Annotated in this window: 22 protein-coding genes and 3 pseudogenes; 14 read left to right on the top strand and 11 right to left on the bottom strand. The window is 62.7% G+C overall.

What is annotated here, in order from left to right; genetic code table 11:
* Window positions 1-766: 766 nt before the first annotated feature.
* Window positions 767-1,045 carry an HU family DNA-binding protein gene (locus FRZ40_RS42570; protein ID WP_147238284.1) on the bottom strand — a complete coding sequence of 93 codons (279 nt, stop codon included), beginning with the start codon at window positions 1,043-1,045 and terminating at the stop codon, window positions 767-769.
* A gap of 320 nt (window positions 1,046-1,365) precedes the next feature.
* On the opposite strand from FRZ40_RS42570, the gene FRZ40_RS42565 reads away from it, so the two are divergent.
* From FRZ40_RS42565 to FRZ40_RS42550, 4 genes and pseudogenes are all read left to right on the top strand, one after another.
* Window positions 1,366-1,815 (top strand): SET domain-containing protein, encoded by a 450-nt coding sequence (locus FRZ40_RS42565; RefSeq protein WP_147238283.1) that lies wholly within the window; start codon window positions 1,366-1,368, stop codon window positions 1,813-1,815.
* Window positions 1,816-1,987: 172 nt separating this feature from the next.
* Window positions 1,988-2,319, top strand: a pseudogene (locus FRZ40_RS42560) (zinc ribbon domain-containing protein YjdM).
* Window positions 2,320-2,643: 324 nt separating this feature from the next.
* Entirely contained in the window at window positions 2,644-2,841 is a 198-nt protein-coding gene (locus FRZ40_RS42555; RefSeq protein ID WP_028365334.1) for a hypothetical protein, read from the top strand.
* A 144-nt stretch (window positions 2,842-2,985) separates the two neighbouring features.
* The gene (locus FRZ40_RS42550; protein WP_147238282.1) at window positions 2,986-3,543 is read left to right on the top strand and encodes a phasin family protein; all 558 of its coding nucleotides are present in this window, start codon (window positions 2,986-2,988) and stop codon (window positions 3,541-3,543) included.
* Between the two features lie 859 nt (window positions 3,544-4,402).
* Here FRZ40_RS42550 and FRZ40_RS42540 read toward each other — a convergent pair.
* A pseudogene (locus tag FRZ40_RS42540) lies at window positions 4,403-5,137 on the bottom strand (IS6 family transposase).
* Between the two features lie 38 nt (window positions 5,138-5,175).
* Between FRZ40_RS42540 and FRZ40_RS42535 the strand changes: the two are divergent.
* Window positions 5,176-5,394, top strand: a pseudogene (locus FRZ40_RS42535) (aldo/keto reductase); the annotation flags it as partial.
* A 64-nt stretch (window positions 5,395-5,458) separates the two neighbouring features.
* On the opposite strand, the gene FRZ40_RS42530 reads toward FRZ40_RS42535, so the two are convergent.
* Window positions 5,459-7,648: a TonB-dependent siderophore receptor gene (locus tag FRZ40_RS42530; RefSeq protein ID WP_147238281.1), complete on the bottom strand. Its 2,190-nt coding sequence runs from the start codon at window positions 7,646-7,648 to the stop codon at window positions 5,459-5,461.
* A gap of 280 nt (window positions 7,649-7,928) precedes the next feature.
* Between FRZ40_RS42530 and FRZ40_RS42525 the strand changes: the two genes are divergently transcribed.
* Window positions 7,929-8,216: a CppA family protein gene (locus FRZ40_RS42525; protein ID WP_028365331.1), complete on the top strand. Its 288-nt coding sequence runs from the start codon at window positions 7,929-7,931 to the stop codon at window positions 8,214-8,216.
* Between the two features lie 96 nt (window positions 8,217-8,312).
* Here the strand turns inward: FRZ40_RS42525 and FRZ40_RS42520 are convergent, their stop codons facing one another.
* Window positions 8,313-9,611, bottom strand: a complete 1,299-nt coding sequence (locus FRZ40_RS42520) for an MFS transporter (protein ID WP_147238280.1) — start codon at window positions 9,609-9,611, stop codon at window positions 8,313-8,315.
* 191 nt (window positions 9,612-9,802) lie between these two features.
* Between FRZ40_RS42520 and FRZ40_RS42515 the strand changes: the two genes are divergently transcribed.
* Both FRZ40_RS42515 and FRZ40_RS42510 read left to right on the top strand, forming a co-directional pair.
* Complete coding sequence (locus tag FRZ40_RS42515; protein WP_147238279.1) at window positions 9,803-10,288, top strand: RidA family protein; 486 nt, start codon at window positions 9,803-9,805, stop codon at window positions 10,286-10,288.
* A 273-nt stretch (window positions 10,289-10,561) separates the two neighbouring features.
* The gene (locus FRZ40_RS42510; RefSeq protein ID WP_240057502.1) at window positions 10,562-12,637 is read left to right on the top strand and encodes a hybrid sensor histidine kinase/response regulator; all 2,076 of its coding nucleotides are present in this window, start codon (window positions 10,562-10,564) and stop codon (window positions 12,635-12,637) included.
* Window positions 12,638-12,665: 28 nt separating this feature from the next.
* Here the strand turns inward: FRZ40_RS42510 and FRZ40_RS42505 are convergent, their stop codons facing one another.
* From FRZ40_RS42505 to FRZ40_RS42495, 3 genes are read right to left on the bottom strand one after another with little or no spacing between them, the layout of a single operon-like run.
* On the bottom strand, window positions 12,666-13,073 hold the full coding sequence (locus FRZ40_RS42505; protein ID WP_147238277.1) for a VOC family protein: 408 nt from the start codon (window positions 13,071-13,073) through the stop codon (window positions 12,666-12,668).
* Window positions 13,073-13,609: a helix-turn-helix transcriptional regulator gene (locus FRZ40_RS42500; RefSeq protein WP_147238276.1), complete on the bottom strand. Its 537-nt coding sequence runs from the start codon at window positions 13,607-13,609 to the stop codon at window positions 13,073-13,075. The genes FRZ40_RS42505 and FRZ40_RS42500 overlap by 1 nt, the downstream gene beginning before the upstream one ends.
* Before the next feature lie 57 nt (window positions 13,610-13,666).
* The gene (locus FRZ40_RS42495) at window positions 13,667-14,524 is read right to left on the bottom strand and encodes a LysR family transcriptional regulator (protein ID WP_028365326.1); all 858 of its coding nucleotides are present in this window, start codon (window positions 14,522-14,524) and stop codon (window positions 13,667-13,669) included.
* 104 nt (window positions 14,525-14,628) lie between these two features.
* Between FRZ40_RS42495 and FRZ40_RS42490 the strand changes: the two genes are divergently transcribed.
* Window positions 14,629-15,930 carry an aspartate aminotransferase family protein gene (locus tag FRZ40_RS42490; RefSeq protein ID WP_028365325.1) on the top strand — a complete coding sequence of 434 codons (1,302 nt, stop codon included), beginning with the start codon at window positions 14,629-14,631 and terminating at the stop codon, window positions 15,928-15,930.
* Window positions 15,931-15,936: 6 nt separating this feature from the next.
* On the opposite strand, the gene FRZ40_RS42485 is transcribed toward FRZ40_RS42490, so the two are convergent.
* From FRZ40_RS42485 to FRZ40_RS42470, 4 genes are all read right to left on the bottom strand, one after another.
* The gene (locus FRZ40_RS42485; RefSeq protein WP_028365324.1) at window positions 15,937-17,532 is read right to left on the bottom strand and encodes a methyl-accepting chemotaxis protein; all 1,596 of its coding nucleotides are present in this window, start codon (window positions 17,530-17,532) and stop codon (window positions 15,937-15,939) included.
* Window positions 17,533-17,553: 21 nt separating this feature from the next.
* A complete protein-coding gene (locus FRZ40_RS42480) occupies window positions 17,554-18,882 on the bottom strand; it encodes an MFS transporter (protein WP_147238275.1) in 1,329 nt (442 codons plus the stop codon).
* A gap of 236 nt (window positions 18,883-19,118) precedes the next feature.
* Window positions 19,119-20,504 (bottom strand): MFS transporter, encoded by a 1,386-nt coding sequence (locus tag FRZ40_RS42475; RefSeq protein WP_028365322.1) that lies wholly within the window; start codon window positions 20,502-20,504, stop codon window positions 19,119-19,121.
* 251 nt (window positions 20,505-20,755) lie between these two features.
* Window positions 20,756-21,847 (bottom strand): porin, encoded by a 1,092-nt coding sequence (locus FRZ40_RS42470; protein WP_028365321.1) that lies wholly within the window; start codon window positions 21,845-21,847, stop codon window positions 20,756-20,758.
* A 310-nt stretch (window positions 21,848-22,157) separates the two neighbouring features.
* Between FRZ40_RS42470 and FRZ40_RS42465 the strand changes: the two genes are divergently transcribed.
* The 5 genes from FRZ40_RS42465 (at window position 22,158) to FRZ40_RS42445 (ending at window position 26,851) form a co-directional block, all read left to right on the top strand.
* Window positions 22,158-22,736: a UbiX family flavin prenyltransferase gene (locus tag FRZ40_RS42465; RefSeq protein ID WP_028365320.1), complete on the top strand. Its 579-nt coding sequence runs from the start codon at window positions 22,158-22,160 to the stop codon at window positions 22,734-22,736.
* 228 nt (window positions 22,737-22,964) lie between these two features.
* Window positions 22,965-24,152 (top strand): FAD-dependent monooxygenase, encoded by a 1,188-nt coding sequence (locus FRZ40_RS42460; RefSeq protein WP_147238274.1) that lies wholly within the window; start codon window positions 22,965-22,967, stop codon window positions 24,150-24,152.
* A 58-nt stretch (window positions 24,153-24,210) separates the two neighbouring features.
* Window positions 24,211-24,747, top strand: coding sequence for a VOC family protein (locus FRZ40_RS42455; RefSeq protein WP_147238273.1), 537 nt, complete (start codon window positions 24,211-24,213; stop codon window positions 24,745-24,747).
* On the top strand, window positions 24,744-26,084 hold the full coding sequence (gene fahA / locus FRZ40_RS42450; protein WP_147238272.1) for a fumarylacetoacetase: 1,341 nt from the start codon (window positions 24,744-24,746) through the stop codon (window positions 26,082-26,084). Before FRZ40_RS42455 ends, fahA begins: the two co-directional genes overlap by 4 nt.
* Window positions 26,085-26,086: 2 nt before the next feature.
* Window positions 26,087-26,851: an alpha/beta fold hydrolase gene (locus tag FRZ40_RS42445; protein ID WP_147238271.1), complete on the top strand. Its 765-nt coding sequence runs from the start codon at window positions 26,087-26,089 to the stop codon at window positions 26,849-26,851.
* The last annotated feature ends 37 nt before the right edge of the window (window positions 26,852-26,888 follow it).

Genomic DNA, 26,888 nt, shown 5'->3' with positions numbered 1-26,888 from the left:
GGACCGAGGCACCATCATTGAAATATGCGGTATCGCTGGCCGGTCAGCATACTGCTGATACGCACCTGTCCGCGTAATCCGTCTGCAATCAGTCGATGAAGCAGCCGTTTCCCTGCAGTAACACCTTTCGAGGCGGGACGGATAGAGTTGGAGTGTCGCCACCACGTCCAACACCCTGACGCTTGAAGAAATCTCTAGTTGCGCTCCGTACGTTTGCACCGCAAGCGTTGCGCTCGATTTCGTTTGGCACATACCTGCCTTCAAACTCAATACACAGAAACGCCCGCCGAACTGCCGACTGTGCCGAACACACCCGAGGAACTGCTTGCAGCATCGGAGTGATCGTTCAACTCGGCGAACGCCACCTTGTCGCAGGTTCAATACTCCAAACCGATCTTCATCAGGCGCTGACGGAATTACAGCATTCGCTCGTAACGCTCAACTCGCTCGCCGAGTAACTTCAAAGGCATCCTGAATCCTTAGTCAGAGGAAAGCCCCGTTGCGAATAGCAGGGCGGATACGCCCGACCTCGGTCTCCATCAGCGAGCGGCCGTCAGTCCCATCAGATGCTCAATCCCTCGACGATCGCCACCCGCGCGATGCAATGCCCATCTCGCTTGAGTTTCTCCCATCGCTGATCACCCGGTCGGCGGAACCGCGAGCGAACCTCATCGGACTCCGCCGGTCGGGGTAAACATCGTCTCCTGAACTCTGACGTCGGCTGTTGGCGCGCCGCCGAAATCGGAGCCCGGATTTTGCAGACACCTTACACCGCGTTGACTGCGTCCTTGAACGCCTTGCCCGCGGTGAATTTGACGGTTTTCGCGGCAGGGATCGTGATCGTCTCGCCCGTCGCAGGATTACGGCCCGCGCGCTCAGCGCGTGCGCCAGTGGAAAACGAGCCGAAGCCCACCAGTTGAACCGCCTCGCCACGCGTGACGGCCGCCGTCACGACCTGAAGGATGGCGTCAATGGCTTCGCCCGTGCTGGACTTGCTTTCGCCCGTGCTGGCAGCGATGGCGTCGATGAGTTCTTGCTTGTTCATGTAAGAAACTTCCTCTGTGTGACTCCCGCGTATTACGGGACGAGCGGACACCCTAACGCATGTGCGGAGTGCAAGGCAACTCGCGCGAGCGGAGCCGCTGTAGCCTGTTTCATGTTCTCCTGCCCTCTTGCCGTCCCGCGACATCCGGCAGACCACCTTCGCTGTAGACGGTCGTCATGGCGAAGCTGGTTCGTGATGCGTGTGCGCCAGCCAGTTAGTTGCATCTAATTTGATATCGTGTGTTGAAGACGTTTGATCGCAGCGTTATGCTCGCCGCTCGCGGGATGATCAGCGCGCACCGACTACGAACGGACGACTCAATGCATCGACGACGCATCACAGCACGACGCTCTCCTGTGCACGGCAGGGGTGTGTTTGCATTACAACCGATCGCCGCAGGCGAGCGGCTCATCGAATACGCAGGCGAAGTGACCAACTGGCGACGTGCCGCCGCCCGTCAGCAATCGGAGAACGGGCACACTTTCGTATTTGGTCTTTCCGACGGACGGGTCATCGACGGCAGTCGCGGTGGAAACAGCGCGCGCTTCATCAACCACGCCTGCGCACCAAACTGCGAGGCCATCGAGACAGGTGATCGAGTGTTTATTCATGCCCTCATCGCCATCAAGCCGGGAGACGAACTCTTCATCGATTACGGCCTGGCAGTCGACGGCGAGATCACCGACGAAATCCGCGCCCACTACTCATGTCATTGCGGCGCTGTCATTTGCCGTCGATCGATGCTCGCTGTCGCGGATACGGCGCAATGACTCCTCGCGTATGGGCGCCTGATGTCGACCCGAAGCGGACCGTCAGGCATCCCGAAAGCGGACGCTCAACATGGTGACGTGGTGAGCGCGGCAGGATGACCAACGTACCGGACACGCTATACTTTCGCGCTTTCATTGCCCTCGTCAGGCACCAAGGATTACACATGAGCGCATTGCCCCCTGCCCGAAATGCAATTCCGAGTTCACATACGAAGATGGGAGCGTCTACACTTGCCCGGAGTGTGCGCATGAATGGTCGGGGCAAGCAACTGTGCCGACCGAAACAGTTGACAGGGTTTATCGCGATTCAGCCGGAAATGTCCTGCAGGATGGGGATACCGTCACCGTCATCAAGGACTTGAAACTGAAGGGTTCGGCTGGCGTGATCAAGATGGGCACCAAGGTAAAAATATCCGGCTGGTGGACAGTGACCACGATATCGATTGCAAGATCGATGGCTTTGGTGCCATGAGCCTGAAATCGGAATTCGTCAAGAAGGCGTGACCACGGGGAATGGTGCATCAATGGCGGCTGTTGGCCGACCCGTGCCTGCTACAGACGTTTGAACGCATGGCTAGGCGCGAACATAACTGACTGGCGCTTTGTGGTCACGAGGCCCTATCAACGATGCACTGTTCATATATATTTTTCATTCTGTATCGTCCTCGATTCCGATTTAACATTTGTCTCCCGGCTTTGAAGGCTACAGAATTCGCAAAGCCGGCGCTCAAAAGACTGGAACTAGTACCCAATACGAACCGGTCGGCCGCGTCAAAACATTGATGCTTCCCGACGGCGTTCAATCCAGATTAAAGCGGAGACACATCTATGCTGAGCCCGCACGAATTCGCTACCCTGATGCTGGTCGCTGCCGCGCCCGAGCAAATTGACCTGAACCGAGAAGAACTCGACACCCTGCTGGAACGCCAACTCATCGCCCTGGAGCATGTCTCGTCCGGCGCCCAGCGTCTCCGCCTCACTCACGACGGCGATTCAATTCTTCGAGCCGTTGTCCGAAAACACTGACCCTCAATCCGCCTGCAGACCACCGGTCATGCGCGTGCACGCCTCGCGCGCACCGTCGGTCCAATCACCCAATTCCGCTGTCGCATGTCGCCCGCCCCTCATAGTGCGGCGTCTGCGCCTGATCGCCCATACAGGAGTTTCATCATGCTGACCCAGGAACAGGTTGCTGAAACCCGGAAGGCCTATCTCCGCCTCTTTTTCGACATGAGTAACCAGGCCGTCGAGAACCTCGGGAAACTGGCCGCACTGAACGCGCAGGCGGTCCGGTCGACGCTTGAGGACACGTCGGATCTGGCGCATAAGTCGCTGTCGATCAAGGAGCCGCAGGAATGGCCCGCAATGCAGAACAGCGCTGCCTCGCTCATGGCGGACCGGATGCAGAGTTACTGCGGCCAGGTCTTCGACCTCGTGTCAGCCACGCAGGTCGAATTCGCGCGGATTGGAAAGGCTCAATGTGAGACGTACGGCCGCCAGATGAAGTCGGTTGTAGAGGACGTCACCAGGAACGCGCCGGCGGGTTCAGAGGCCACCCTGACCGCACTGGATTCCGCGATTGCGGCTGCCAATACACTCTACGAAACCCTGCAGAGCAGCGGTCATCAAGCGATCGAGGCGACACGAAGTAACCTTGAGGTGGCCTCGGCAGCCGCGAAGAACGCCAGGCGTGCAGTCGATCCGGTATTGCAGACAGTGAAGCGATAACGACCGGGAACCGACACTGCATCTGCACGACCGAGGGACTGAGCCGCGCCCATTTGAATGGGGTGGCGGCAAGCCGTTCCGAAGGCGATGGCGATGGGTTTGGCGACGCTGCCATTCAAGCGATCACCTCGTGCATTACCGCCGCACCTGCACCAGACTGGAGACGTTATGCACTTCTATCACCAGAGCGTAGCGATACAACCATCGGTAGCAAGAAACGGAAATACGTTCGTCGCGCGCGTATCCATTCTCGAGGAAGATGGCGAGGCCACCTCGCTTGGTGATCTGGGGTATTTTGCGAACAGGCGATCAGCCCTCGTGTTTGCCGCGCGGTGCGGCATCGCATTCGTTGACGACGAGCCGATGCCTCGCCCCCCATGCAATATCCAGCCAGTTGAAGCGTAGCAACAAGCTCCCGTTCAAAATCATCGGGCAATATAGGATGAGCGGTCGGTTCCTATACGGCGATGCCTGTTGCGAGCACAACTACATGGCTCGTCTGGCGCGCAATGTCAATCCGGACTCTCGAGGTACGGATGGAGTGGCAAGTGTCGACACCAATGCGGTCGACGGTAGTCGACCCCCGATCCGTTGCGATGCCGTACTTGCGCCTGCATCGCATCGACGAGGTGTTGCAATGTTGCTCGAATCTGGCATCGTAGCGACGCATGCTGGCAGGCGGTCGCACGAAAGAAGCTGTGATCGACGAGCCTGCCGCAGCGTCGACGTCGCGGCCGGCATCAAGTGCCGGCCTCGGCTTCATGCGCGGCATCCTCCTGCTCGTATTCGTGTTGCTCGCCGGACGGCGTTGTCACGTTAAGGTCTTCGAGACGCAAGTGGGCACAGAACGTACATTTGCTCAGAAATCGGACGGATCTTGGGTGAGCCCAGTGAAGCGATGCCATCCGGCAAAACGTGCGGCGAGCCGTTTGCGATAGAGTGATGCACGCAGTAAATGTCGCTTGAACGCGAAGTGCTGGCGAACCGGTCCGAAGCTCGCTAAGAACGCTTGTGTGCGATCAGGATCGCGGAAACCACGCATCCGGCGCTCGCGCTCACGCGTAGGTTGATGGCTATTTTCGGCACGGTTGTTCACCCGTGCACTGGCTTTGACGAAGACGTGTTTGATGTTTGCCAGATCGGGAATTTCGGCTTTCGCAGCCGGATAGCTGCGCAACTGATCGATGACAATCCTTCGCGGCGCGTCGGGACAGGCGGCCAGCACGTGTTTGAAGAAGCGCTTCGCCGCGGCCTTATCGCGACGTTTCTGCAGCAGGATGTCGAGTTGGGCGCCGTGCTGGTCGACTGCCCGCCAGAGCAGATAAGGCTCACCGCGCAACGTAACGAAGACTTCGTCAAGATGCCATGTGCTGCCGGGTTTGCGGCGAGTCGCCTTGACGCGACGTGCGAAGCCCGCGCCGAATTTATCGCATCAGCGGCGGATCGTCTCGTAACTGACGATAACACCGCGCTCGAAAAGAAGCTCTTCAATATCACGCAGGCTGAGTTGGAACCGGAAGTACCACCGAACCGCGTGGCTAATGACCGTCGCCGGGAACCGATGGCCGTGATAAAGCGATTTTGTCTTCTTCATCGCGACATCTTACGTGACCACCTCGTCAACGTGACAGAGCCGTCGCGAAGATCGCGGCGGCGCGCGGCATTCCGCGCGCGCAAGTGGCGTTGGCGTGGGTGATCGGCAAGGCGGAAGTGAGCGCGCCGATTGTCGGCGCATCGAAGCCGCAGCATCTGAGCGATGCGATTGCGGCGCTCGATATCAAGCTGACCTCAGATGAAGTCGCCTCGCTCGAAGCGCCGTACGTGCCGCACGACGTGGCAGGCTTCCAGTAAGCGGCCGCGCTCGAAACTCGCGGGTTGACGGCGCGTACCGTCAACCCGCGAACCGACGCGGTGCTTACCAGTGATAGTTCATGCCCGCGAATACCTGGCGTCGATATCCGAACGCACACCAGCTGCCGTAATAGCACGACGCGACATATTCCTTGTTGAACAGGTTCTGTGCGTTCACGTAGATTTCGGCACCCTTCAGCTGCGATGCGGCGCGTCCGAGGTCGTAGCGTAGCGTGGCATCGACGAGGAAGAAGCTCTGCACCTTGAAGTCGTTGTCGGAACTGTATGTCGTGCCTGTATAGCGTCCGCCCGCGCCCATCGACAGCCCGGCGAGCGGACCGCGATCGATCGTGTAGTACGCCCAAAGCGAGGCCTGGTTCTGCGGGATGCCGGCGAGGTGCTTGCCTTCCAGGCCGCTGTTGTCCTTCGTGTAGACGGTGTTCAGGTACGTGTAGCTGGCCGTCACGTTCAACGAATCCGTCAGGCTCATCTTCGCTTCGAGTTCGACGCCGCGCGAACGCGCCTCGCCTGCCTGCGACTGGAAGTTCGGGTTGTCGGCATTCGTGGTCAGCAGGTTCTCGCGCGTCAGGCTAAACAGCGCCGCCGTGAACAGCGCGTTGTAGCCCTTCGGCTGGAACTTGACGCCCACTTCATACTGATGGCCTCGCTCGGGATCGAACGCCTTGCCGTTGATGTCGGTGCCCGCCTGCGGCGTGAACGATTCCGTGTAGCTCACGTATGGCGCGATGCCGTTGCTGAACACATACGTGAAGCCGGCACGGCCCGTGAACGCGCGGTCGAACTGGCTCGATGCCGTATCGTACGTCGTGTTGTTCGTCTTGCTGCTGGCCCAGTCTTCGCGTCCGCCGAGCGTCAGGATCGCGTTGCCGAAACGCGCCTGATCCTGCGCATAGACGCCGTATTGCGTGCCGCTCAGAATCTGGTGATAGCGATCGGGCGGCGTGACCGCCTGATAGTAGACGGGCGCGAACATGTCGATCGACGGCCCGGCGCCGAAGCCCGCGTCGAAGTTGCTCGCGTAGTGCTGATAGTCGAAACCGACGAGCAGCGTATGGTCGATCGGCCCCGTCGAGAAGTTGCCTTCGACCTGGTTGTCGATTGCAAACGTGTTCAGGTTATCCGCCGATGCCGCCGTGCCGCGATCGAGCGTGCGCAGATCGTCTTCGAGCGAAGCGGCGTACACACTCTTGTAGTCCTGCGCGAGATGGAGGAAGCGGGCATTCGAACGGAACGACCACGTGTTCGTCAGCCGACGCTCGAACTTGTAGCCGATCGACTCCTGCACGCGATTGAAGCTCTCGAAGTTCGGGTCGCCGTCGTAGAAGTTGGCCGGCAGCTTGCCATTCGGATTGAACAGCACCGTGCCTTGCGGCGGCACGCTGCCGTATGACGTGCTGCGCGGATCGTGCTGATAGAGGCCGAACAGCGTCAGCGACGTCTTGCTATCCGGGCGCCATGTGAACGACGGCGCAAACGCGATGCGCTCGTTCTTCGTCATGTTGACCTGACCATCTTCCTTGCGCGCGATGCCCGTCACGCGGAACAGATAGCGGTCGTCGCCGGCAATCGGACCGGACAGGTCGAACTTGCCCTGCACATGACCGTAGTTGCCGAACTCGACGCCGACTTCGTGCAGCGGCACCACTGTCGGCATCTTGCTTTCCATGTCGAGCAGACCGCCCGCCGCAGCCTGTCCGTACAGCACGGAGACGGGGCCCTTCACCACTTCGACGCGCTCCATCATGTACGGATCGAGCTGCGGCACGGCGTACCAGCCGTTGCTGATCAGCTTCAGGCCATTCCAGTATGTGTCGGCGTCGAAGCCGCGCACTTTCAGCAGGTCGTAGCGCGTCGCGACGCTGCCGCGTGTTTCCGGCGTCACGCCGGACGTATAGCGCACGACCGCGTTCAGGTTCTGCGCGTTCTGCTGTTCGATCTGATCGCGCGTGATGACGGACACCGACTGCGGCGTCTCCAGAATCGGCGTGCCGGACTTCGTCGCGCTCGAGTTCCATTCCGCGACGTAGCCATGCGTCGGCCCATACGGCTGATCCGGATCGTTCTGTGCGGTCACGTTGACGGCGGGAAGCGTCGCCTGATTCCGGGTGCCGCCTGCCGTGGCGGCGGGTTGCGCTTCCGTCGACTGCGCCCCTGCGTGGTTCGCCGCGAATGCGAGAAGAACGGCCATCGTGAGGGGCCGTAGCGCGGTCGTGTGGTTTTTGGCTGCTTTCATTGTCCTCTTGCCTTGCCGTTTAAATGCGAATGATTGTTATTAGCAGTCGCATTGTGGCGTGCATTTTTACATCTGTAAAGTTGCAGTCGGACAGTCGTTGGATATGCACATCAGATGACGACGCTACGCGCACGCTCTGGCGGCGGTCGCGTCTTCCTTGCCTGACGGGTGTCCTGTCGTTTCGGCAGGTGCCGATGCACAGCTTTCTCTTCGCCTTGCCCTATCTCGAATTACTGTATATATTCACAGTACTGTGTTTGCATACAGTATCGGAGGCGACATGGAGCATCTGGTCAGGGTGTACAACGAGAAGGATCGTCGAACGTTGGAATGGCTTCGCAAGCACGTCGGTGACGCGACCATTGCTGCCGCCGTCAAACGGTGCGCCGGTGGCAAGCCGTTCCTGTCGTCCGTTTGCCGGCAGATCGGTGTGCGGCCACCTGACTTCGTGGCTTCCGTGAGCCGTCCGGCACCCACCGCGACAGGCGAACAGGCGCTCGCGACGATTCGCGGCATCCTCGCCGCCAAATCTCTTGCGACGAACGGCGCGATCGCACGGATGCATTGAGTAGTGCTCTGTCCGCTCTGCCGGCTCTGAATTTCAATTTGCACTGCTCATAAAAGCTCGCAGTTGCAGTCCTGCGCAAGCTCGGCTTGAGCAACGCTAACCGGCATCATTAGCAAGCGCATCCGTCGAAATCGTGTCTTCGCGTCCAGTCTCGGACATGCAGCAGGCAAACGGCGCAAACGCAAGCACCGCAATCGCCGAGAGGCTCAGATACGCCGCGACGAAGCCGAAACGGGCGGCGACGAGTCCGCCCATCACATTGCTCAACGCCGCGCCGATGCCGACGCAAAGCGCCATCAACCCTTGCGCGACATTGAAGCGCCCCGTGCCACGCATCAGATCGGACGTGATGACGACGGCCACCACGCCGAAGATGCCCGCCGCGACGCCGTCGAGCAGCTGAATCCCGACGATCCCATACGGATTCGTCGTCAGACAGAACAAGAGGCCGCGCACAGGCAGGATCGCGAGCGCGACGAGGAAGATGGTCTTTCGTCCGACACCCGCTTTCATCGCACGTCCAACGACGGCTGCGACGGCCATCATCACGAGTTGCGCGGCGATCACGCAGGCACTCAACGCGATCACGTCCATGCCGGGATGCGTCTGCGCGATCAACTGCCCGGCGAGTGGCAGCATCGCCGCATTGCCGAAGTGAAACAGCACGACAGTCATCAGGAAAACGCGCAGCCGGCGATCGCGCCAGAGTTCCGCTAGCGGCACGGGACGGTGCGCGCCGCTAGCGGTGCGCAGCGTTTCGCCGCCGCGCGCAAGTTCGTGGTCGACGGCACGCGGATCGATCAGCAGCACGACGAGCGCGCTTGCCATGGCAAAGCCGCACACGAGATAGAAAAGCCAATGCACGCCAACGAACTGCCCGAGTCCGCCCGCCAGCACCGCCGCCGTAAAGTTGCCCGCGTGATTGAAGCTCTCGTTACGCGCGATGCGCGCCGGCATCAGCCGGTGTCCGACGATACCGAGACTGAGCGCCGCGAGAGACGGCGGAATGATCGCCGACGCCGCGCCGAGCACGATCTGCGCGCCGAACACGGCGGCCAGGCGCGGAAACCAGGCGATCACCATGCACGCGGCAGCGACGAGGAGACCCGAAAGCGCGACCAGAAGACGCTTCGCGTGCACGGAATCGACGAGCATGCCTGCTGGAATCTGAAAGACTGCAGCAGCCAGACCGCTCGCCGCCATCACGATGCCGATGCTGCCCGAGTCCCAGTGCTGGCTGCTCTTCAGGAACACCGACAGAAACGGCCCGAGGCCGTCGCGCACGTCGGCCATCAGGAAGTTCAGGCCATCGAGACTTCGCAGACTGCGACGAGACGCCGATCGCGGCGACGGTTCCGAGGCTTCCTTGTCTGGCGCGGCAACCTCTGCGGCCATGCGTGAGGGCTCCGTGTGCATTTACTTCGGGCTTCGGGCTTCGAACTTCTGTCAAGTGCTCGTGCAGCACGCGGATTGCACACAGCAACATTGATGCCTGTAAGTCTCCAGCAACGCGTGATACGCGTCGTCGAAACTTGCGGGATCGCGCTTCACGGTCTAGCTTTTTCGCATGACAGCAGGAGGCGGCGATGGCAAGGATCGAAGCAAAGCTGGCGGACATGGGGCTGGTATTGCCGCAACCGTTGCAGCTACCCGCAAACGCGTCAATGGCGCTGCCTTTTGCATGGGTGCGTGTCAGCGGAAACCGCGCGTTCGTGTCGGGTCACATACCACTGAACGCGGACGGAACCATCGCGCGGCCGCTCGGCAAGGTCGGCGCAGAGGTATCGGCTGACGAGGGCTACGCCGCCGCCCGGCTCGTGGCGCTCGCGCACCTGGCGAGCCTGAAAAGGGCGCTCGGCGATCTCGATCGCGTCAAGGCGTGGCTGCGCGTCTTCGCGATGATCAACGTCGCGCCAGGATTCAATCAGACGCCGGGCGTCGCAAATGGCTTCTCAGATCTGATCCTTGAATTGTACGGACGGGACATTGGCACCCATGCGCGCTCGGCGGTCGGCATGGTGCTGCCGCTCGACGCACCCGTGGAATGCGAAGCCGAGGTTGAAATCGACTGATGCTGGAGTCGCGTTCGCGTCGAACCCGCCCACTATCGACGGTTGCGAACGGAAGCATCAGCGGCGCCCGCACACGGCATCGGTCGGCAAAAGCGGTACGAAACGTGCTGTATTCGGCAGTGATGGCCTTGATTCCATGCCAGCCGCATAACGCCTTGTCATACGATGAGTGAACCGATTCAACCTCGTGGCGCGAGTTCCGTCCATACGACCGAGCCGGGACACGCATTGCCATCGCGGAATTTCGCTCGTACCCGAAAAGTTCTGCTTTTCATGCTGGCCGTGACGGTGATTGTTCCTATCGGCTGTCTCGCCGGATACGGCTATTACAACTACGCACAGCGCTACAACGATGCAGTCGAAGCGACCGAACGGATGAGCCGGGTCGCCGAAGAACAGGCGCTCAAAGTGATGGATCTGAACGCGGAACTCGTATCGCGTGTAGAAGAACTGCTCGGCAACATGACGGATGCGCAGATTGCACACGACGAGTCCGCGCTGCATCAACGATTCAACCGGATTGCGGGCGCCTTTCCGCAGGTCGCCGCGATTTCGGCGTTCGGTGCGTCAGGACAATTGCTGGTCACCAGCCGTTTTTTCCCGGCCCCTGTGGTCAACATCCAGAGCCGGGACGATTTCATCAACGCGCGGCACTATCAGCCCGAGCCGTACGTGTCGCTGCCGATGCAGGCCAGTGTCTCGAAAGCGAGCGTATTCAACGTCACGGACGCGCGCATTGTGGCGGATGACCGGTTTCTCGGCGTCGTGTCAGTCGCGCTTCGCCGCGCTTATTTTTCGAGCTTCTATCAGAAGCTCATCGACGCGCACGCCGCGACGTTCGTCGGACTCTATCGCAGCGACGGCTCGTTGCTGACGAGCTTTCCCGATGATTCGCCAGGCACAGCGGCACAGGAAGCCAATCTGTTCGCGCAGGCGTTTTCCCGCAACGAATCGGTGGGCCATCTCGTATCGTCGACTTTTGCAGACGGACAAAAGCGCGTGGTGACTTATCGCAGGGTCGGCAGCTATGGCCTGTACGTGGCGGGTGGCTTTCAGGTCGCTCAGCTTTACGCCGTCTGGCTGCATCATTTCATTCTGATCTGCACGCTGACGGGTCTGCCCTGCCTCATCATCTGGCTGCTCATCGGCTTTTCGCTGAAGCAGTTGTCGACCGAAGAGCGCGCGTGGGAGCAATGGCGCGGCGAAGCAGGCAGACGTCTGGACGCCGAGGAATCGGCGCGGCATCTGCAGCGCGCGAGCGCATTGGGCAACCTCGTGGCGAGCGTCGCGCACGACTTCAATAACTACCTGATGGTGGTCAAGTCGAATGTGGCCATTGCCAAGGCCAAGGAACACGGCAACACCCGCGCCGAGATCGCCGCCATCGAGCGTGCAACGGGCACGGTCGAAAGCCTGGTCCGGACCCTGATGGGCTCGGCGAGAAAGCAGCCCTTGAAGCTGACGCAGGTCGACCTGACGCATTTCCTTCCCGGGATGATGCAGGTCGTGCAAGCCACCGTGGGCGACCCGGTCTGCGCAAGCATCGACGTCGCGCCAGACGTCTGGCCTGTGCGCAGCGATACGGCCGAACTGGAACTGGCCATCGTCAATCTCGCGCTCAACGCGCGCGACGCAATTCACCGCGGAGGCAAGTTCGCCATCCGTGCGCAGAATATCCAGGTCGCATCGCACGTCGTGGGCGTGCCCGCGGGCGACTATGTGCTGTTGTCCGTTTCAGACGATGGCGAAGGCATGACCCGCGATGTCGCGGCCAAGGCATTCGAACCGCTTTTCACCACCAAGGGCGGAACCGCGCATCCCGGTCTCGGACTCGTCCAGGTCCTGGCGGTATGCGAAATGAGCGGAGGCACCGCGAAACTCACGAGCGAACCGGGAGTCGGCACGACTGTGCGTCTGTATCTTCCCCGCAGCAGCCTCCGCGTCGAGTCCGTGCCCGTCGCCGAACCGGTTGAGAACCTGCCGGCGGCATCGTCGGAAACGGCAAGCCAACCTGTCCTGCTGATAGAAGACAACGACGAGGTCGCGGCCAGCCTGTCCGCGGTGCTGCAACTGATGGGTCACGACGTCACGCATCTCCCGAGCGCCGACGACGCCCTGATCGCCCTGCAGGAAGGCCAGGCATTCATGCTGGTGCTGTCCGACGTACAGATGCCCGGAAAGATGAGCGGCATCGACCTCGCGGAGTGGCTCCAGACTCACCGCCCGCAGCAGCGGCTGGCGTTGATGACCGGCTATGCCGACGAACTGGAAAGAGCCCGTCATACAGGCGTGCCGATTTTCTCGAAGCCTTTCGATGCCGAGGAACTCGAACCGCTCATCGGCGCGTGAGTGCGGAGCCAACAACGATGAAGCGCGTCTATGCAGGCGCCTGAATCATCTTCCATCCGTTGCCGGCGGGATCGCGAAAACCCGCATCGACGCTGCCGAATCGATCGACCGGCTCCTGCGTGAATTCCACGCCATTCGCTTTGAGCCGCGCATAGCTCGCGCGGCAGTCGGCGACGGCAAGAACGAGCGGCGGCATGGCCCCTTTCGCCACCATCGCACGCAAGGTTTGCGCGGTGGCTTCGTCGTGAACGGGCGGCCCAGGCGTGAACAGGCCGAGCTGGAACGAAGGCTGTTCCGGGTGCTGGACCGTGAGCCAGCGATACGCGCCATTGCGCACGTCCGTGTGAACGCGAAATCCGAGCTTGTCGACGTAGAACGCAAGCGCCTCATCCTGATCGTCGACGTACAGGCCCACCACGTTGATACCTTGAGTCATCACGACACCTCCTCCTCGATTGATGGCCGCAATGTACCTTTGGACTTGCGCCGGCGCTTCTCCAAAACTGCGGTCGTGAGGTCCGGCCGCTGCGCGGCCTTCAGCACGCACGAGGGCACGAGCGCCAGCTGCTGTCCGTTGGCCCGCGCCTCGACGCGCATCGCGCTGGGGCTGCGGCCCGTCACGTCGTGGAACGTGCGCCCGAAGGTGCCAAGACTCTCCCAGCCCGTGGCGAAGGCGATATCCGTGATACTCAGGTCCGTGTCGCGCAGCAGTGTGGTGGCCTGTTCGATCCGCCGCGTCAGCAGGTATCGGTGCGGCGGCACGCCGAACGCCTGCTTGAAGGAGCGTGCGAAATGGGCTTTGGACACGCCGCTGACGGCCGCCAGCCGCTCGACGGGCCAGGCCTCGTACGAGGTGGCGTCCATCCCGTCTTTGGCGCGCAGCAGACGGCGCAGCAGTGCCGGATCCTGCAATGCGGCGCCCGCCGATCCGGCTGACGATGGTATGGCGTCGAGAGGTTCGCGAGAGCGCATGAGTTCGGGAAGCGGGCGGTGTTCGCGTAGTGTAGGCCCAACGTACCGCACACATGCTCACAACAGCGGAAGCATGGCCCTGATGTGCCCGGCAAACGCCGACGTCAGCAGCGACGGACGCGCCCGCGCGAATTTCAGCGACACGCCCACGGCGGGCAGCGGCGGCAGCGCGTGATCGGCACCGAGCACCGACAGATCGGGCGGCACAGCCGTTTGCGTCATCACCGCGAACGCTTGCCCCGAACGCACCAGCGCCGTGAGCCCCGACAGACTGCTGCTCGCATACGCGATACGGTAAGCCCGGCCGGCACGCTGGAGCGCATCGCAGGCGGCGATGTGATCGAGCGTGTCGGGGTCGGAGAGCGCCAGCGGCAACGGATCGAAATGCGCCGAATCCAGTCCGGGATAGCCGATCCACACCAGCTGCTCGCGCCGGATGATGTCGTCGCCCGGCGTGCCTTCGGGCAATGAAATCATCGCGAGATCCACGGCGCCTTTTTTCAGCCGTTCGAGCAGCCGCGGCGTCGGCCCGCACACCACTTCGACGAGCGCATGCGGATGCTGGCTCGAGAACTGCCGGAGCAAGGGCGGCAGGAACGCGGCGGCGTAGTCGTCCGGACAGCCGAAACGGATGCTGCCCGACAGCCCCGTGCCGCACAGATCGGCCATTGCCTCGTCGTGCAGCCGCAGAATGCGTTGCGCGTGGATCAGCAGACGCTCGCCCGGATTGGTCAGCACGACGCCGCGCCCCGTGCGCTGAAACAGCGGTTGATCGACGATTTCCTCGAGCCGCTTCATCTGCTGGCTCAGCGCCGACTGTGTCCGACCGACACGGCTCGCCGCGCGGCTGAGCGCCCGCACCTCGGCGATCACGGCAAACGAGCGCAACAGATCGATTTCGAGCGACAGACTCAAGATATTAGATCCTCTTCTATCTCACATTAATACTATTCGATTCTATAAAACCAGAGAGCGGCCTAGACTGCAAGCTGATCCGATCACTCGCGAGGAGAAGCACGGTGTCCCGAAACAACGACGCGGCGTTCTGGCAGAACGCCCGGCAGCACCTGATCCGCTACGGCGGCACGTTCGAGCCGATGATCATCGAGCGCGCGCAAGGCAGTTTCGTCTACGACGCGGATGGCCGCGCGATCCTCGACTTCACCTCCGGGCAGATGAGCGCCGTGCTGGGGCACAGCCACCCTGAGATCGTCTCGGTCATCAACGAGTACGCGGGCAAGCTAGACCATCTGTTCAGCGGCATGCTCTCGCGCCCCGTCGTCGATCTCGCGACGCGCCTCGCCGACATCACGCCCGAAGGCCTCGACCGTGCGCTGCTGCTCAGCACGGGCGCGGAATCGAACGAGGCCGCCATTCGCATGGCGAAGCTCGTCACCGGAAAGTATGAAATCGTCGGCTTTGCGCAGTCGTGGCATGGCATGACGGGCGCTGCGGCGTCGGCGACCTACAGCGCGGGCCGCAAGGGCGTCGGTCCCGCGGCCGCCGGCTCGTTCGCGATTCCCGCGCCGTTCACGTACCGGCCGCGCTTCGAGCGCAGCGGTCACTACGATTACCTCGCCGAACTCGATTACGCGTTCGACCTCATCGATCGCCAGTCGAGCGGCAATCTCGCGGCCTTCATCGCCGAGCCGATCCTGAGTTCGGGCGGCATCATCGAGTTGCCGGAGGGCTACATGGCCGCCCTCAAACGCAAATGCGAAGAGCGCGGCATGCTGCTGATCCTCGACGAGGCGCAAACAGGCGTCGGCCGCACGGGAACGATGTTCGCGTGCCAGCGCGACGGCGTCACGCCGGATATCCTCACGCTGTCGAAAACGCTAGGCGCCGGCTTGCCGCTCGCGGCCGTCGTCACGTCGGCGCAGATCGAGGAACGCGCGCATGAACTCGGCTATCTGTTCTACACGACGCACGTGTCCGATCCGCTGCCTGCCGCCGTCGGTCTGCGCGTGCTGGACGTGGTCGAGCGCGACGGGCTCGTTGCGCGGGCCAACGTGATGGGGGACCGCCTCAGGCGCGGTCTGCTGGATCTGATGGAGCGCTTCGAGTGCATCGGCGATGTGCGCGGGCGGGGCCTGCTGCTCGGCATGGAGATCGTCAAGGACCGCCGCACGAAAGAACCCGCCGACGGGCTGGGCGCGAAGATCACCCGCGAGTGCATGAATCTGGGCCTGAGCATGAATATCGTGCAGTTGCCCGGCATGGGCGGCGTGTTCCGGATCGCGCCGCCGTTGACGGTGAGCGAGGAAGAGATCGACCTGGGCCTGGAGCTGCTCGGCCAGGCCATTCAGCATTCGTTGTGAGGCCGCTCAGGAATCGACGTCGCCCACGCGAAACACGGCTATCTGACGCGTGAGATCGCGCGACTGCTCGTCGAGCAGTTGCGCGGCCGCACTCGCCTGCTCGACGAGCGCCGCGTTCTGCTGCGTGATCGAGTCCATCATGCCCAGCGCGGCATCGACCTGTTCGATGCCCGTGCGCTGTTCTTCGGCGTCGGCGGCGATGCCGCTCATCATTTCCCGGAAGCGCCCGGCGCCGTCGAGCACGGCGCGAATCGACTGTTCGGCCGCCGCGACGAGCGTGGCGCCATCGTCGGCCGCGCCGACGGAATCCGCCACCAGCACGCCGATCTCCTTCGCAGCCGTCGACGCATGCTGCGCGAGCGCACGCACTTCCGTCGCGACGACTGCAAAGCCGCGCCCGTGCACGCCTGCCCGCGCCGCTTCGACGGCCGCGTTCAAGGCAAGGATATTGGTCTGGAACGCGATGCCCTCGATGATCCCCGTGATGTCCGCGATCCTGCGCGAGCTGGCTTGAATGCGTGCCATCGTGTTGCTGACCTGATCGACGGCGCCGTTGCCTTCGTTCGCGGCCGTCGCGACTTCGTCGGCGATCGCGTATGCGTCGTGCGCGCGCACGGCGTTCTGGCGCACGGTGTCAGTCAATCCGCTCATGCTGGCCGCCGTCTGCTCGAGCGATGCCGCCTGCTCCTCCGTGCGCGACGACAGATCGAGCGTGCCCGCCGCGATCTCGCCGACAGCCGTCCCGATCGATTCGCAACTGTCGCGTACAGCCGTGACCGTTCGCGCAAGCCGCGTCTGCATCTGCCGCAGGCCGTCGAGCAGGCGTCCCATTTCGTCGGCGCGATGCTGCGGAATCGTGCGGTCCAGATCGCCTGCCGCGATCGCGTCGAAGTGTGTCAGCGCATCGCTGAGCGGCGCCATGATCGCGCGGCGCAGCGAGAACCAGCTGAATCCCGCGGCCGCGATGCCGAACACGATCATCGCCGCCGACGCCGCGACGAAAAGGTGGAAGTAGCGCTCCGCGTCGTCGTAGCTGCGCTTCGCGTTTGCGTAGAGCGCGCGTTTCAGCATGTCGTTCGCGGCGCTCATGTCGTTGAACAGCGTGCTCAACTGCGACGTGCCGATGCGCTCGGCGCTCGACCGGTCGCCCGCTCTCAATGCGTCGACGAATGCGCGCATGCCGGCGCGCATTGCGTCGCGGCGCTGTCCTGCCGCGTCGATCAGCGCGGCTTCGCCGGCTTCATGCGCGCCCGTCACGAAGCCGTGCCACTCCATGTCGGACTGCGCGAAGAAGTTGTCGGCATGACGGATCTGTTCCTGCGCCCGCGCGGGGTCCGTCTGCGCCATCGCGCCGCCGAGCACGAGCCGCGTGCGCGCGATCAGCAGCTCCGCGTTGCCGATATGGACGGCCGCCGTCAGCTTGTTCTCGTATGTGTCGCGATTCGCGCGGTTCGCGCGCCACGCACCCGACAGGCCTAGCACGCCGATGCCCGTCATCAGCGCGGCGAGCAACGCCATCGTCAACGCGATGCGCTGCTGCAGCGACATGGTCTTGCCTGGCGCCGGCGCGCCCGCAGCGGGGTAAGTGGAAAGGGAAAGCATCGTACGAAACCTCTTGTGCGTTTACGCGATCGACTGGCTTGCTTCGCGCCGGCGGTTCCAGCCCAGCCACACCGACAGCAACGCGATGAACACGAACACGCCCGACACGTTCATGAAAAGCCGGTCGATGGGCAGATGCATCGACAGCAGAACACCGCCGAGCACCGACCCGGCCACCGATCCCAGCTTGCCCACGCCGATCGCAGAACCGACGCCCGCTGAACGCAGCATCGTCGGATAGAGCATCCCCGCCACGGCATACAGTGCGAACTGGCAACCGATCACGCACACGCCGCTCATGAATGCCGCGCCGTACAGCCAGAGCGCGGGCATCGGCATGCCGAGCGCGATGCACACGGGCAGGCCGAGCATCGCCAGCAGCAGGATCACAGCGATGCCGTAACGATCCACACAGCGACTCAGCGCCAGCGCGCCAACCGTCCCGCCGACGGGAAACATCATCGCGGCTTTGGCCGCCTGCGCGGCAGGCAACGCGCTCATGCTGAAGAGAATGGGCAGCCAGTTCTGCAGAAAATGCAGCGCGAGTGAATTCAGCACGAACAGCAGCCACAGCAAAGGCGTCACGCGAGCGAGACCGTCGCCGAACAACGCGAGCGGCGTCGCGCGAACGCGTTTCTCGTCGTCGATCACATAGCGGACGCTGGCGTCGCTATCGTCGACGCCACGGCCGATCTGACGCACGATGCGCGAAACGTCGCGCGCAGGACGTCCATTGAGTATCAAAAAGCGAATCGACTCGGGCAACAGACGGAACGATGCGAGCGCGACGGCTACAGCCGCAATTCCGCCGACCTCGAACAGCACCGGCCACCCGAAGCGCGGCAGCAGCCACGACGCAATCGCGCCGCCGCCGCCCGCGCCGATCGAAAAACCAGAGAACATCAACGTGATCCACGTGGCGCGGCGCGCCTTCGGTGCGTACTCCGACACGAGCGCGACCGTGTTCGGCACGACGCCGCCCATGCCGATGCCCGCGAAGAAGCGCAGCACGGTCAGCTGATCGAGCGTCGCGGCGTAGCTGCATGCGTACGTCAGGATGCCGAACCAGAGCGAGCCGTAAATGATCGTGATCCGCCGCCCGGCACGATCGCCGATGAAACCGAGCAGCAACGACCCGACCAGCACGCCGAACAGCCCAACGCCGAACACGTGGCCGAACCTCGCGGCGTCCACGTGCCACGCGCGTATCAGCGTGGGCGCCGCGTAGGCAGCCGCGACCTGATCGTAACCGTCGATCAGCACGATCAGAAAACACCATGCAATCAGGCGTAGTGAGAAGCCACGCAGCTTTTGCCGTTCGATCAGCGAAGTCACGTCGAGGGTATTCATCGCCGACGCTCCACGGCCGCGTTTGCCTCAAGTGAAAAGTACCCGTTCATCCAGTCTCCTTTTCAACGGGCATTCACGCGATCTCAATACCCGTCGATTGTTCTTATCAAGGTGGTCTGCATCGTGCCGCAAGAGCGGGCACGAGCGCTCCCGCCGCGGCTCGCGGGAGCAAGCCCGGCAGCGGGTATCGGTATGTCATGAAAAATGGAGGACCGGCCGCGCACGACGGCGCGGGTTCAGGAGTCGCCCAGCGCGGAACGCATTTCCTTGATGGGCGCGTCCTTCTTGCCATGCTCGTCGCCGAAGCGCGCCTTGTACAGCACGGCCAGCACCGTCGAAAAAACGGTCGCGACGAGGAACAGCCCCGACGCCGCGTAAAACATCTGCGCGAAGGGCAGATGCATCGACAGCAGAATGCCGCCGATCACCGGGCCCGACACCGAGCCGATCTTGCCGACGGAAATCGCGCTGCCCACACCCGCCGAGCGGAACGACGTCGGGTAGATCATGCCTGCTACGGCATACAGTCCGTACTGCGCGCCGACCACGCAGAAGCCCGTCGCGAACACGGCGAACATCAGCCACGCTTCGGACATGCCGTGCCCCAGCATCGCGACCACGGGGCAACCGATGGCAGGCAGCGAGATGATGGCCAGCACGCCGTGTCGATCGACGAAGCGGCACAGAATCAGTCCGCCGAGCACGCCGCCGACCGAGAACATCGTCGTGATGAGGCCCGCGCTCTGCGGATTGATGCCGACGCCTTCCATCAGGATCGGCAGCCAGTTCTGCAGGAAATACAGCGCCATCGAGTTGACGATGAAGACGATCCACAGCAGCGGCGTGATCCCGCGCAGGCCGTCGGAGAAAATCAGCTTGAGTACGAAGCGCTTCTTTTCCTGCACTTCGCCGGGTACGAATTGCGCATCGGCGGGCAACGCGATGTCGGGACGCAGACGTGCGACGAGCTTGCGCACCGTTTCGACACTGCGCTGACGCACGACCAGCAGTTTCGCCGATTCCGGCAGCATGACGATCAGCAGCAGTGCGACAAACAGCGAGCCGACGCCGCCGACCACGAACATCACGGGCCAGCCGTAGCGATGAATCAACGCGGACGACACCAGGCCGCCCGAGCCCGCGCCGATCGAGAAGCCGGAAAACATCAGCGTGACCCAGGTCGCGCGCAGACGCTTCGGCGCGTATTCGGCCACCAGCGCAACCGAATTCGGCACCACGCCGCCCATCCCGAGTCCAGCGATGAAACGCAGCAGCATCAGGTCATGCAGCGACGTCGCCCACACGGAGACCAGCGTCAGCAGGCCGAAGAAAAGACTACCCGAGACGATTGCGCGCTTGCGGCCGAAGCGGTCGCCGAGATAGCCGAAGATGAACGAGCCGACCAGCGTGCCGAACAGCCCGGCGCCGAACACGGGGCCGAAGCCGCCCCGCGCGACGTGCCATTCCTTGATGATCGCGGGCGCCGCAAACGACACCGCCGTCTGGTCGTAGCCGTCCATCAGCATGATCAGGAAACACCAGAACAGCAGGCCGACGGCGAAACGTCCTGTTTTTTGCTCTTCGATGAGGGTCGATATGTTGAATGTGCGGTCTGCTTGCATGTGCGTCCCAATGTGCCTGATCGGCCGGCGACGCGCCTGCATCGCGTCGCCGCCCCGTGCTGCTTTACAGTGGCGCCGCTGCCAGGAGCCTCAATATACGGCCCGCCGGCAAGCGACAGAATCAAAAAATCTCGATGATCAGATCGAAAAAGGTGAAGAAAGCCATACCCCGTCAGGTTTTCCGCCCGCTGCCGATCCGTCACCCACGTCTACACAGCCGTTCTCAGCCGATATCGCCCCCGACGCGCGCATCAAAACATCGTATTGAGACCGATGCGTCCCACCGTCTGCGCGCTCGAGCTCGACGGCTGATAACCGAACTGCTCCGCCTTCGCGCCCGTGCCCGACGCGCGCTGCAGGCCGACGCCCGCGTAAATCTGTGTACGCTTCGACAGATAGTGGGTCAGGAACAGGTTGTACTGGTTGTAGGCCAGCCCTTCGAACATCGAGCGGTTGTACGAAATGCCCAGCACGTAGAAGCGTTTGCCGCCGCTCAGGTCGATGTTCACGCCGACCTGGTAGTTACGTTCCGTCACCGAACCCTTCGGATCTTCGAGCTTCACGTCGGTGAACGTTGCGTGCGGGATGAAATCGCCGACGGACACCGAGCCGCCCACTGCGATCGTGCTATACCGATCCGCGTTGAACTGCGTGCCTTGCTTCAGCGTCTGGCCGAGCACCGACGTCACGCCGAACACGCCGAACAGGTCGGCCGTGCGGTTGTGCGACATCGAATACGCGGCGCCCAGCTTCACGATGCTGTTCTGATACCGCGCACCGATGCTGTACTGGCGGCCATCGCTGAAGTTCGTCTGATTGCCGAAGCCGTTCATCACGCCCGCCTGGAACCCGCGGTAGTTGATCGTCTCGTACTTCACCGAGTTGTCGAGCGCGCGGGTGTTCGCGAGCCCGTCCAGATTGCCGACCGTGTAGAACGACGAGATGCCCGGCACCGAGTTGTTCAGCCCGCCCACGTATTCGTACACGTAATCGGGGATATGGCCCATGCTCAGCGAGCCGAAGCGGTCGTTCGAAATGCCCACGTACGCATCGCGATTGAAGAAGCTCGTCGGATTGATCTGCGCACCCGTGTTCGTCAGAAAACCGGATTCGAGCCGCGCGAACACCGTGTTGCCGCCGCCGATATCCTCCTTGATCAGAAACCCGAAGCGATCTGGCGTACGCTTGCCCGCCGATTCCTGATACAGATGCGCTCCACGCGAGTTCGAAACGAAATCGACACCCACGTCGACGCTTCCGTACAGCGTCACCGATGACTGCGCGAACGCGGGACAACTCAACGCGAACGCGCAGCCGCCTAACAGCAGACTCGTCGTTTTCAACCAGTGTCTCCAATGTCTTTATTGTCGCCAGCCGGCTAGACGCCGCCTGATCCCCATGTGGCGAGTGCCCGCTGTTGCGTACGCGGATGCCTGTTCCTGCCATATGTTGCCGAGAGTGTATCCAACGTATTTACGGCTTTGAATCGCGAATTATTTATCAACCAATCGAACAAAACGAATAAAGCCGTTAATAGATCGGTAAAAACACCAGGAGCGGCTATTAAATCGACTTTCACGCTTCTTTTAGCAGAACCCCGGTGCTAACATCCGCCGCGTTACGGAGTCAGGATTGGCATTCGGGAGAATTCTTATGGATATGAGAGGCATGCCGCCGCGGCGCATGGTGGTCGGCATCAGCGGCGCATCCGGCGTCATTTATGGCGTGCGGCTGCTGCAACTGCTGCGCAAGCTCGACATTGAAACACATCTCGTGATGAGCCGGTCAGCCCAGGTCACGCTCGCGCACGAGTCGGACTACAGCGTCGCCGAAGTGCGCGCGCTGGCGAGCGTCTGTCACTCCAACACCGACATCGGCGCGTCCATTTCGAGCGGCTCCTTTCCCGTGATGGGGATGATCGTCGCGCCCTGTTCGATCAAGACGCTCTCCGAGATCGCCACGGGCATGACGAGCGGCCTGCTTTCCCGCGCCGCCGACGTCACGCTGAAAGAGCGCCGCCGTCTCGTGCTGATGGTCCGCGAGACGCCGCTGCACCTCGGCCACCTGCGCAGCATGACCTCCGTGACGGAAGCGGGCGCAATCGTCTATCCGCCCGTGCCCGCCTTCTACGCGAACCCCGAGTCGCTGACCGACATGGTCGATCACACGCTTGGCCGCGTGCTGGATCTGTTCGGACTCGACACCGCGACGGTCCAGCGCTGGGGCATGTGAGCACGCAATCTTCTGCCTTGTTTCGCCGCTAAAGGGTTTATCCCAGGCGCCTGCCAATTATCAAATTTAAGTGATAAGCCATTCCGATTAATTTGCTTCTTTCGCGCGATTCGCTGATTTAAAGTAATTCCCGATTTCACCGGGTTTACCACTTATAAATATTATCGATCGATTGATAACCAGCGTCGATAAAACAAGCGCCCATTACGAAAGAGGTCGAATCGTCGAATGAAGATAGTTATTGCAGGCGCCGGTATCGGCGGATTGACGGCCGCGGCCGCGTTATTGAAAAAGGGTTTCGATGTCACCGTGTTCGAGCAGGCGCAGGCGCTGAAGGAGATCGGCGCGGGCGTGCAGCTGAGCCCGAACGCGACACGCGTGCTGTACCGGCTCGGCGCAGGCGACGCGCTCGAGGGTCTCGCGTGCGAACCCCTCGGCAAGCGCGTGCGGCTCTGGAACACGGGTCAGACCTGGCGCCTCTTCGACCTCGGCACGCAATCGCGCGAAATGTTCGGCTTTCCGTACTTCACGCTGCATCGCGCGGATCTGCACGAAAAGCTCGCCGACGTCGTGCGTTCGCTCAAGCCCGACGCGATCCGTCTCAATCACAAGGTGGAAAGCTTCACGCAGCAGAACGGCAAGGTCGTCGTGCAGGCCGTGAACGGCGAGACCTGCGAAGGCGATCTGCTGATCGGCGCAGACGGCGTGCATTCGCGCGTGCGCCGTGCGCTGTTCGGTCCCGACGAACCCGTCTTTTCCGGCGTGATGGCGTGGCGCGGCGTGATCGACGCGTCGAAGGTACCCGAGCATCTACGCGAGTCGTACGGCGCGAACTGGGTCGGCCCGGGCGCGCACGTGATTCACTATCCGTTGCGCGGCAGCAAGCTGATCAATTTCGTCGGCGCGATCGAAAAGTCCGGCTGGCAGGTCGAATCGTGGTCCGAACGCGGCACGCTCGACGAATGTCTCGCCGATTTCGAAGGCTGGCACGAAGACGTGCGCACGCTGATCTCCGCGATCGACATTCCGTACAAATGGGCGCTGATGGTGCGCGAGCCGATGACGCGCTGGAGCCAGGGTCACGCGACGCTGCTTGGCGACGCCTGCCATCCGACGCTGCCGTTTCTCGCGCAGGGCGCGGGCATGGCGATCGAAGACGGCTATCTGCTCGCGCGCTGCGTCGAACGCTACGCGGACGACGTGCCTCGCGCGCTGCAACGCTACGAAGCGCTGCGCCTCGACCGCACGGCGCGCGTCGTACGCGGCTCGGCCGCCAATGCGACGCGCTTTCACAATCCGCAGCTTGCGCACGCGGAAGGCGCGGCTGCGTATGTGGATCGCGAATGGAGCGAGGAGCGCGTGAAAGAGCGCTATAACTGGCTGTTCGAGTACGACGTCGACGCCGTCGAAGTCTGATCCCGCGCACGCGATAGCGGGCGACCGCCCGTCCGAATCTGCAATACAAGGAGACACCGTGTCCAACTCCAGCCCGGCGCCCGTGCTCGGCCTGCATCACTTTGCGTGGCGCTGCCGCGACGCCGAACAAACGCGCCACTTCTACGAAGACATTCTCGGTCTGCCGCTCGTCCACGTGATCCGACTCGACCGCGTGCCGAGCACGGGCGAACATTGCCCGTATGTGCACGTGTTCTTCGAAATGGCCGACGGTTCGAACATCGCGTTCTTCGATCTCGGCGACGACACGGCCGCCCTGCCCTCGCCGAATACGCCGCCGTGGGTCAATCACATCGCGCTGCGGCTCGACACGCTCGACCAGCTCGATGCGATGAAGGCGCGCCTGATCGACTATGGCATCGAGGTGCTCGGCGTGACCGATCATCACTTCGTGCGCTCGATCTATTTCTTCGATCCGAACGGACTGCGCGTCGAACTGACTGTTCCCGTCGCGCCCGTCGATGAACTGGAAGGCTATAAAATGCGTGCTCGGCCGGCGCTCGACGCCTGGACGGCTGAAAAGAACAAGGCAGTATCGGAGACACGCCCCGAATGAGTGCATTGAATTTCACGCACGATCCGGCGCGGCGAAGCTGGATCGAGTCGGCGAATGCCGGCACCACGGATTTCCCCATTCAGAACTTGCCGTTCGGCGCGTTCGTGCGCGACGGCCAGATCCGCACGGGTGTCGCAATCGGCGATCGCATCGTCGATCTGCGCGCGCTTCACGATCTGGCACTGCTCGACGGCGATGCGGCGCTCGCCTGCGCCACGGCATGCGACCACACACTGAACGCGCTGATGGCGCTCGACGCGCGCCGCGTGAGCGCGCTGCGCGCCGCGCTATCGGATCTGCTGCAACATGGTTCGCCTGCGCAAGCGCGCCTCGCCGCATCGCTCGATGCCGTGCTGCCGCTCGCCGCCGATGTCGAGCTCACGCTGCCCTGCGCGATCGGCGATTACACGGACTTTCTGACGTCGCTGCATCACACCGAGCGCCACGGCCGCTACAAGGGCCTCGCGGATCCGCTGCCCGCAGCGTTCAAGTCGTTGCCGATCGCCTATCATGGCCGCGCGTCGTCGCTGCGCGTGAGCGGCGGCGATGTGCGACGTCCGCACGGCCAGTTTCGCGACGCCGACGGCAACGTGCGCTTCGGCCCTGCGCCGATGCTCGATTTCGAACTGGAACTGGCCGCCGTCATCGGTCGCGGCAATGCGCTGACGCAAGCCATTTCCATCGACACCGCACGCGATCACGTGTTCGGCTACTGCCTGCTCAACGACTGGTCGGCGAAAAGCATTCAATGGTTCGAACAGGTGCTCGGCCCGTTCCTCGGTAAAAGCTTTCATTCGAGCCTGTCGCCGTGGCTCGTCACGGAAGAGGCGCTCGCGCCGTTCCGCAAGGCCGCGCCTTCGCGCGCAGCGGGCGACCCGGCGATCCTGCCGCATCTTCATGGCGCACGCGATCAGCAAAGCGGCGGTATCGACCTGGAACTGTTCGCGCATCTATCGACGGCTGCGATGCGCGGCGACCGCATGCCCGCCGTGCAGATCACGCACACGCATCTCGACAATCTGTACTGGACCTTCGCGCAGATGGTCGCGCATCACACGAGCAACGGCTGCAACCTGCGCACGGGCGATCTGCTCGGCAGCGGCACGATTTCCGGCGCGGACGACGCCGCTCGCGCGTGCCTCACCGAGCTCAGCGAAGCGGGCAAGAAGCCGCTCGCGCTGCCGAACGGCGAAACGCGCATCGCGCTCGAAGACGGCGACGAAATCGTCCTCACGGCACGCGCCAGCGCGCCCGGCGCGGTGTCGATCGGCTTCGGCGAATGCCGCGGGCGCATCGCGCCCGCGCTGCCGTATCCGCATGCCGCCGGGGGGCAATGAACATGACCGCGCTCAACGGTTTTCGTCAGTTTGGACACGGGCCGCACAAGGTCATCGCGCTGAACGGCTGGTTCGGCAGTTCGGCGGACTGGCATGCACTGACGCCCGCGCTCGATCCCGAACGCTTCAGCTATGCGTTCTTCGACTATCGCGGTTACGGTCTCTCGCGCGAAATCGACGGCGCGTTCACGTTCGACGAGGCTGCGAGCGACGTGCTTGCGCTCGCGGATCGTCTCGACTGGCAGCGCTTCAGCCTGATCGGCCATTCGATGGGCGGCATGGCGATGCAGCGCGTGCTCGTCGGCGCGCCCGAACGCGTCGTGAAGATGGCGGGTATTTCCGCCGTGCCCGCATGCGGCTCGCGCATGGACGACACGCGCCTCGCGATGTTCTCGGCTTGCATCGACGATGTCGCGAAGCGCGCAGGCATCATTCACTTTTCGACGGGCAGCCGGCTTGCCACGCAATGGAGCACGCATCTCGCGCAGGCTTCGCAACGCGACTCGCGGCGCGAAGCGTTTGCGGGCTATCTGCCGCAATGGGCGACGGGCGACTTCGCTGCGCAGGTCGAAGGCAACCGGGTTCCCGTGAAGCTCTTCGTCGGCGAGCATGATCCGACCATCACGGCCGAGCTGATGACGCGCACGTGGCTCGCGTGGTATCCGAACGCGACGCTCGACACGCTGCGCAACGCAGGGCATTACGCGATGTACGAAGTGCCCGTCGCGCTCGCCACGGCGCTGGAGAACTGGCTCTCGGAGCCGTAAAAAGCCGCAATGGGCCTGAACTCGAAGGCCCGCAATG

It is taken from the genome of Paraburkholderia azotifigens (assembly GCF_007995085.1).
GTDB lineage: Bacteria > Pseudomonadota > Gammaproteobacteria > Burkholderiales > Burkholderiaceae > Paraburkholderia > Paraburkholderia azotifigens.
The sequence above is the reverse complement of the archived record's forward strand: the minus strand, read 5'-3'. Positions and strand labels throughout refer to the sequence as shown.

Bases quoted from the DNA above. Each gene is read 5' to 3' on its own strand.
- FRZ40_RS42445 (WP_147238271.1), top strand. From the start codon at position 26,087: ATGACCGCGCTCAACGGTTTTCGTCAGTTTGGACACGGGCCGCACAAG.
- FRZ40_RS42475 (WP_028365322.1), bottom strand. From the start codon at position 20,504: ATGCAAGCAGACCGCACATTCAACATATCGACCCTCATCGAAGAGCAA.
- fahA (WP_147238272.1), top strand. From the start codon at position 24,744: ATGAGTGCATTGAATTTCACGCACGATCCGGCGCGGCGAAGCTGGATC.
- FRZ40_RS42520 (WP_147238280.1), bottom strand. From the start codon at position 9,611: ATGGCCGCAGAGGTTGCCGCGCCAGACAAGGAAGCCTCGGAACCGTCG.
- FRZ40_RS42565 (WP_147238283.1), top strand. From the start codon at position 1,366: ATGCATCGACGACGCATCACAGCACGACGCTCTCCTGTGCACGGCAGG.
- FRZ40_RS42465 (WP_028365320.1), top strand. From the start codon at position 22,158: ATGGATATGAGAGGCATGCCGCCGCGGCGCATGGTGGTCGGCATCAGC.
- FRZ40_RS42500 (WP_147238276.1), bottom strand. From the start codon at position 13,609: ATGCGCTCTCGCGAACCTCTCGACGCCATACCATCGTCAGCCGGATCG.
- FRZ40_RS42555 (WP_028365334.1), top strand. From the start codon at position 2,644: ATGCTGAGCCCGCACGAATTCGCTACCCTGATGCTGGTCGCTGCCGCG.
- FRZ40_RS42530 (WP_147238281.1), bottom strand. From the start codon at position 7,648: ATGAAAGCAGCCAAAAACCACACGACCGCGCTACGGCCCCTCACGATG.
- FRZ40_RS42570 (WP_147238284.1), bottom strand. From the start codon at position 1,045: ATGAACAAGCAAGAACTCATCGACGCCATCGCTGCCAGCACGGGCGAA.
- FRZ40_RS42515 (WP_147238279.1), top strand. From the start codon at position 9,803: ATGGCAAGGATCGAAGCAAAGCTGGCGGACATGGGGCTGGTATTGCCG.
- FRZ40_RS42480 (WP_147238275.1), bottom strand. From the start codon at position 18,882: ATGAATACCCTCGACGTGACTTCGCTGATCGAACGGCAAAAGCTGCGT.
- FRZ40_RS42505 (WP_147238277.1), bottom strand. From the start codon at position 13,073: ATGACTCAAGGTATCAACGTGGTGGGCCTGTACGTCGACGATCAGGAT.
- FRZ40_RS42550 (WP_147238282.1), top strand. From the start codon at position 2,986: ATGCTGACCCAGGAACAGGTTGCTGAAACCCGGAAGGCCTATCTCCGC.
- FRZ40_RS42460 (WP_147238274.1), top strand. From the start codon at position 22,965: ATGAAGATAGTTATTGCAGGCGCCGGTATCGGCGGATTGACGGCCGCG.
- FRZ40_RS42485 (WP_028365324.1), bottom strand. From the start codon at position 17,532: ATGCTTTCCCTTTCCACTTACCCCGCTGCGGGCGCGCCGGCGCCAGGC.
- FRZ40_RS42510 (WP_240057502.1), top strand. From the start codon at position 10,562: ATGCTGGCCGTGACGGTGATTGTTCCTATCGGCTGTCTCGCCGGATAC.
- FRZ40_RS42525 (WP_028365331.1), top strand. From the start codon at position 7,929: ATGGAGCATCTGGTCAGGGTGTACAACGAGAAGGATCGTCGAACGTTG.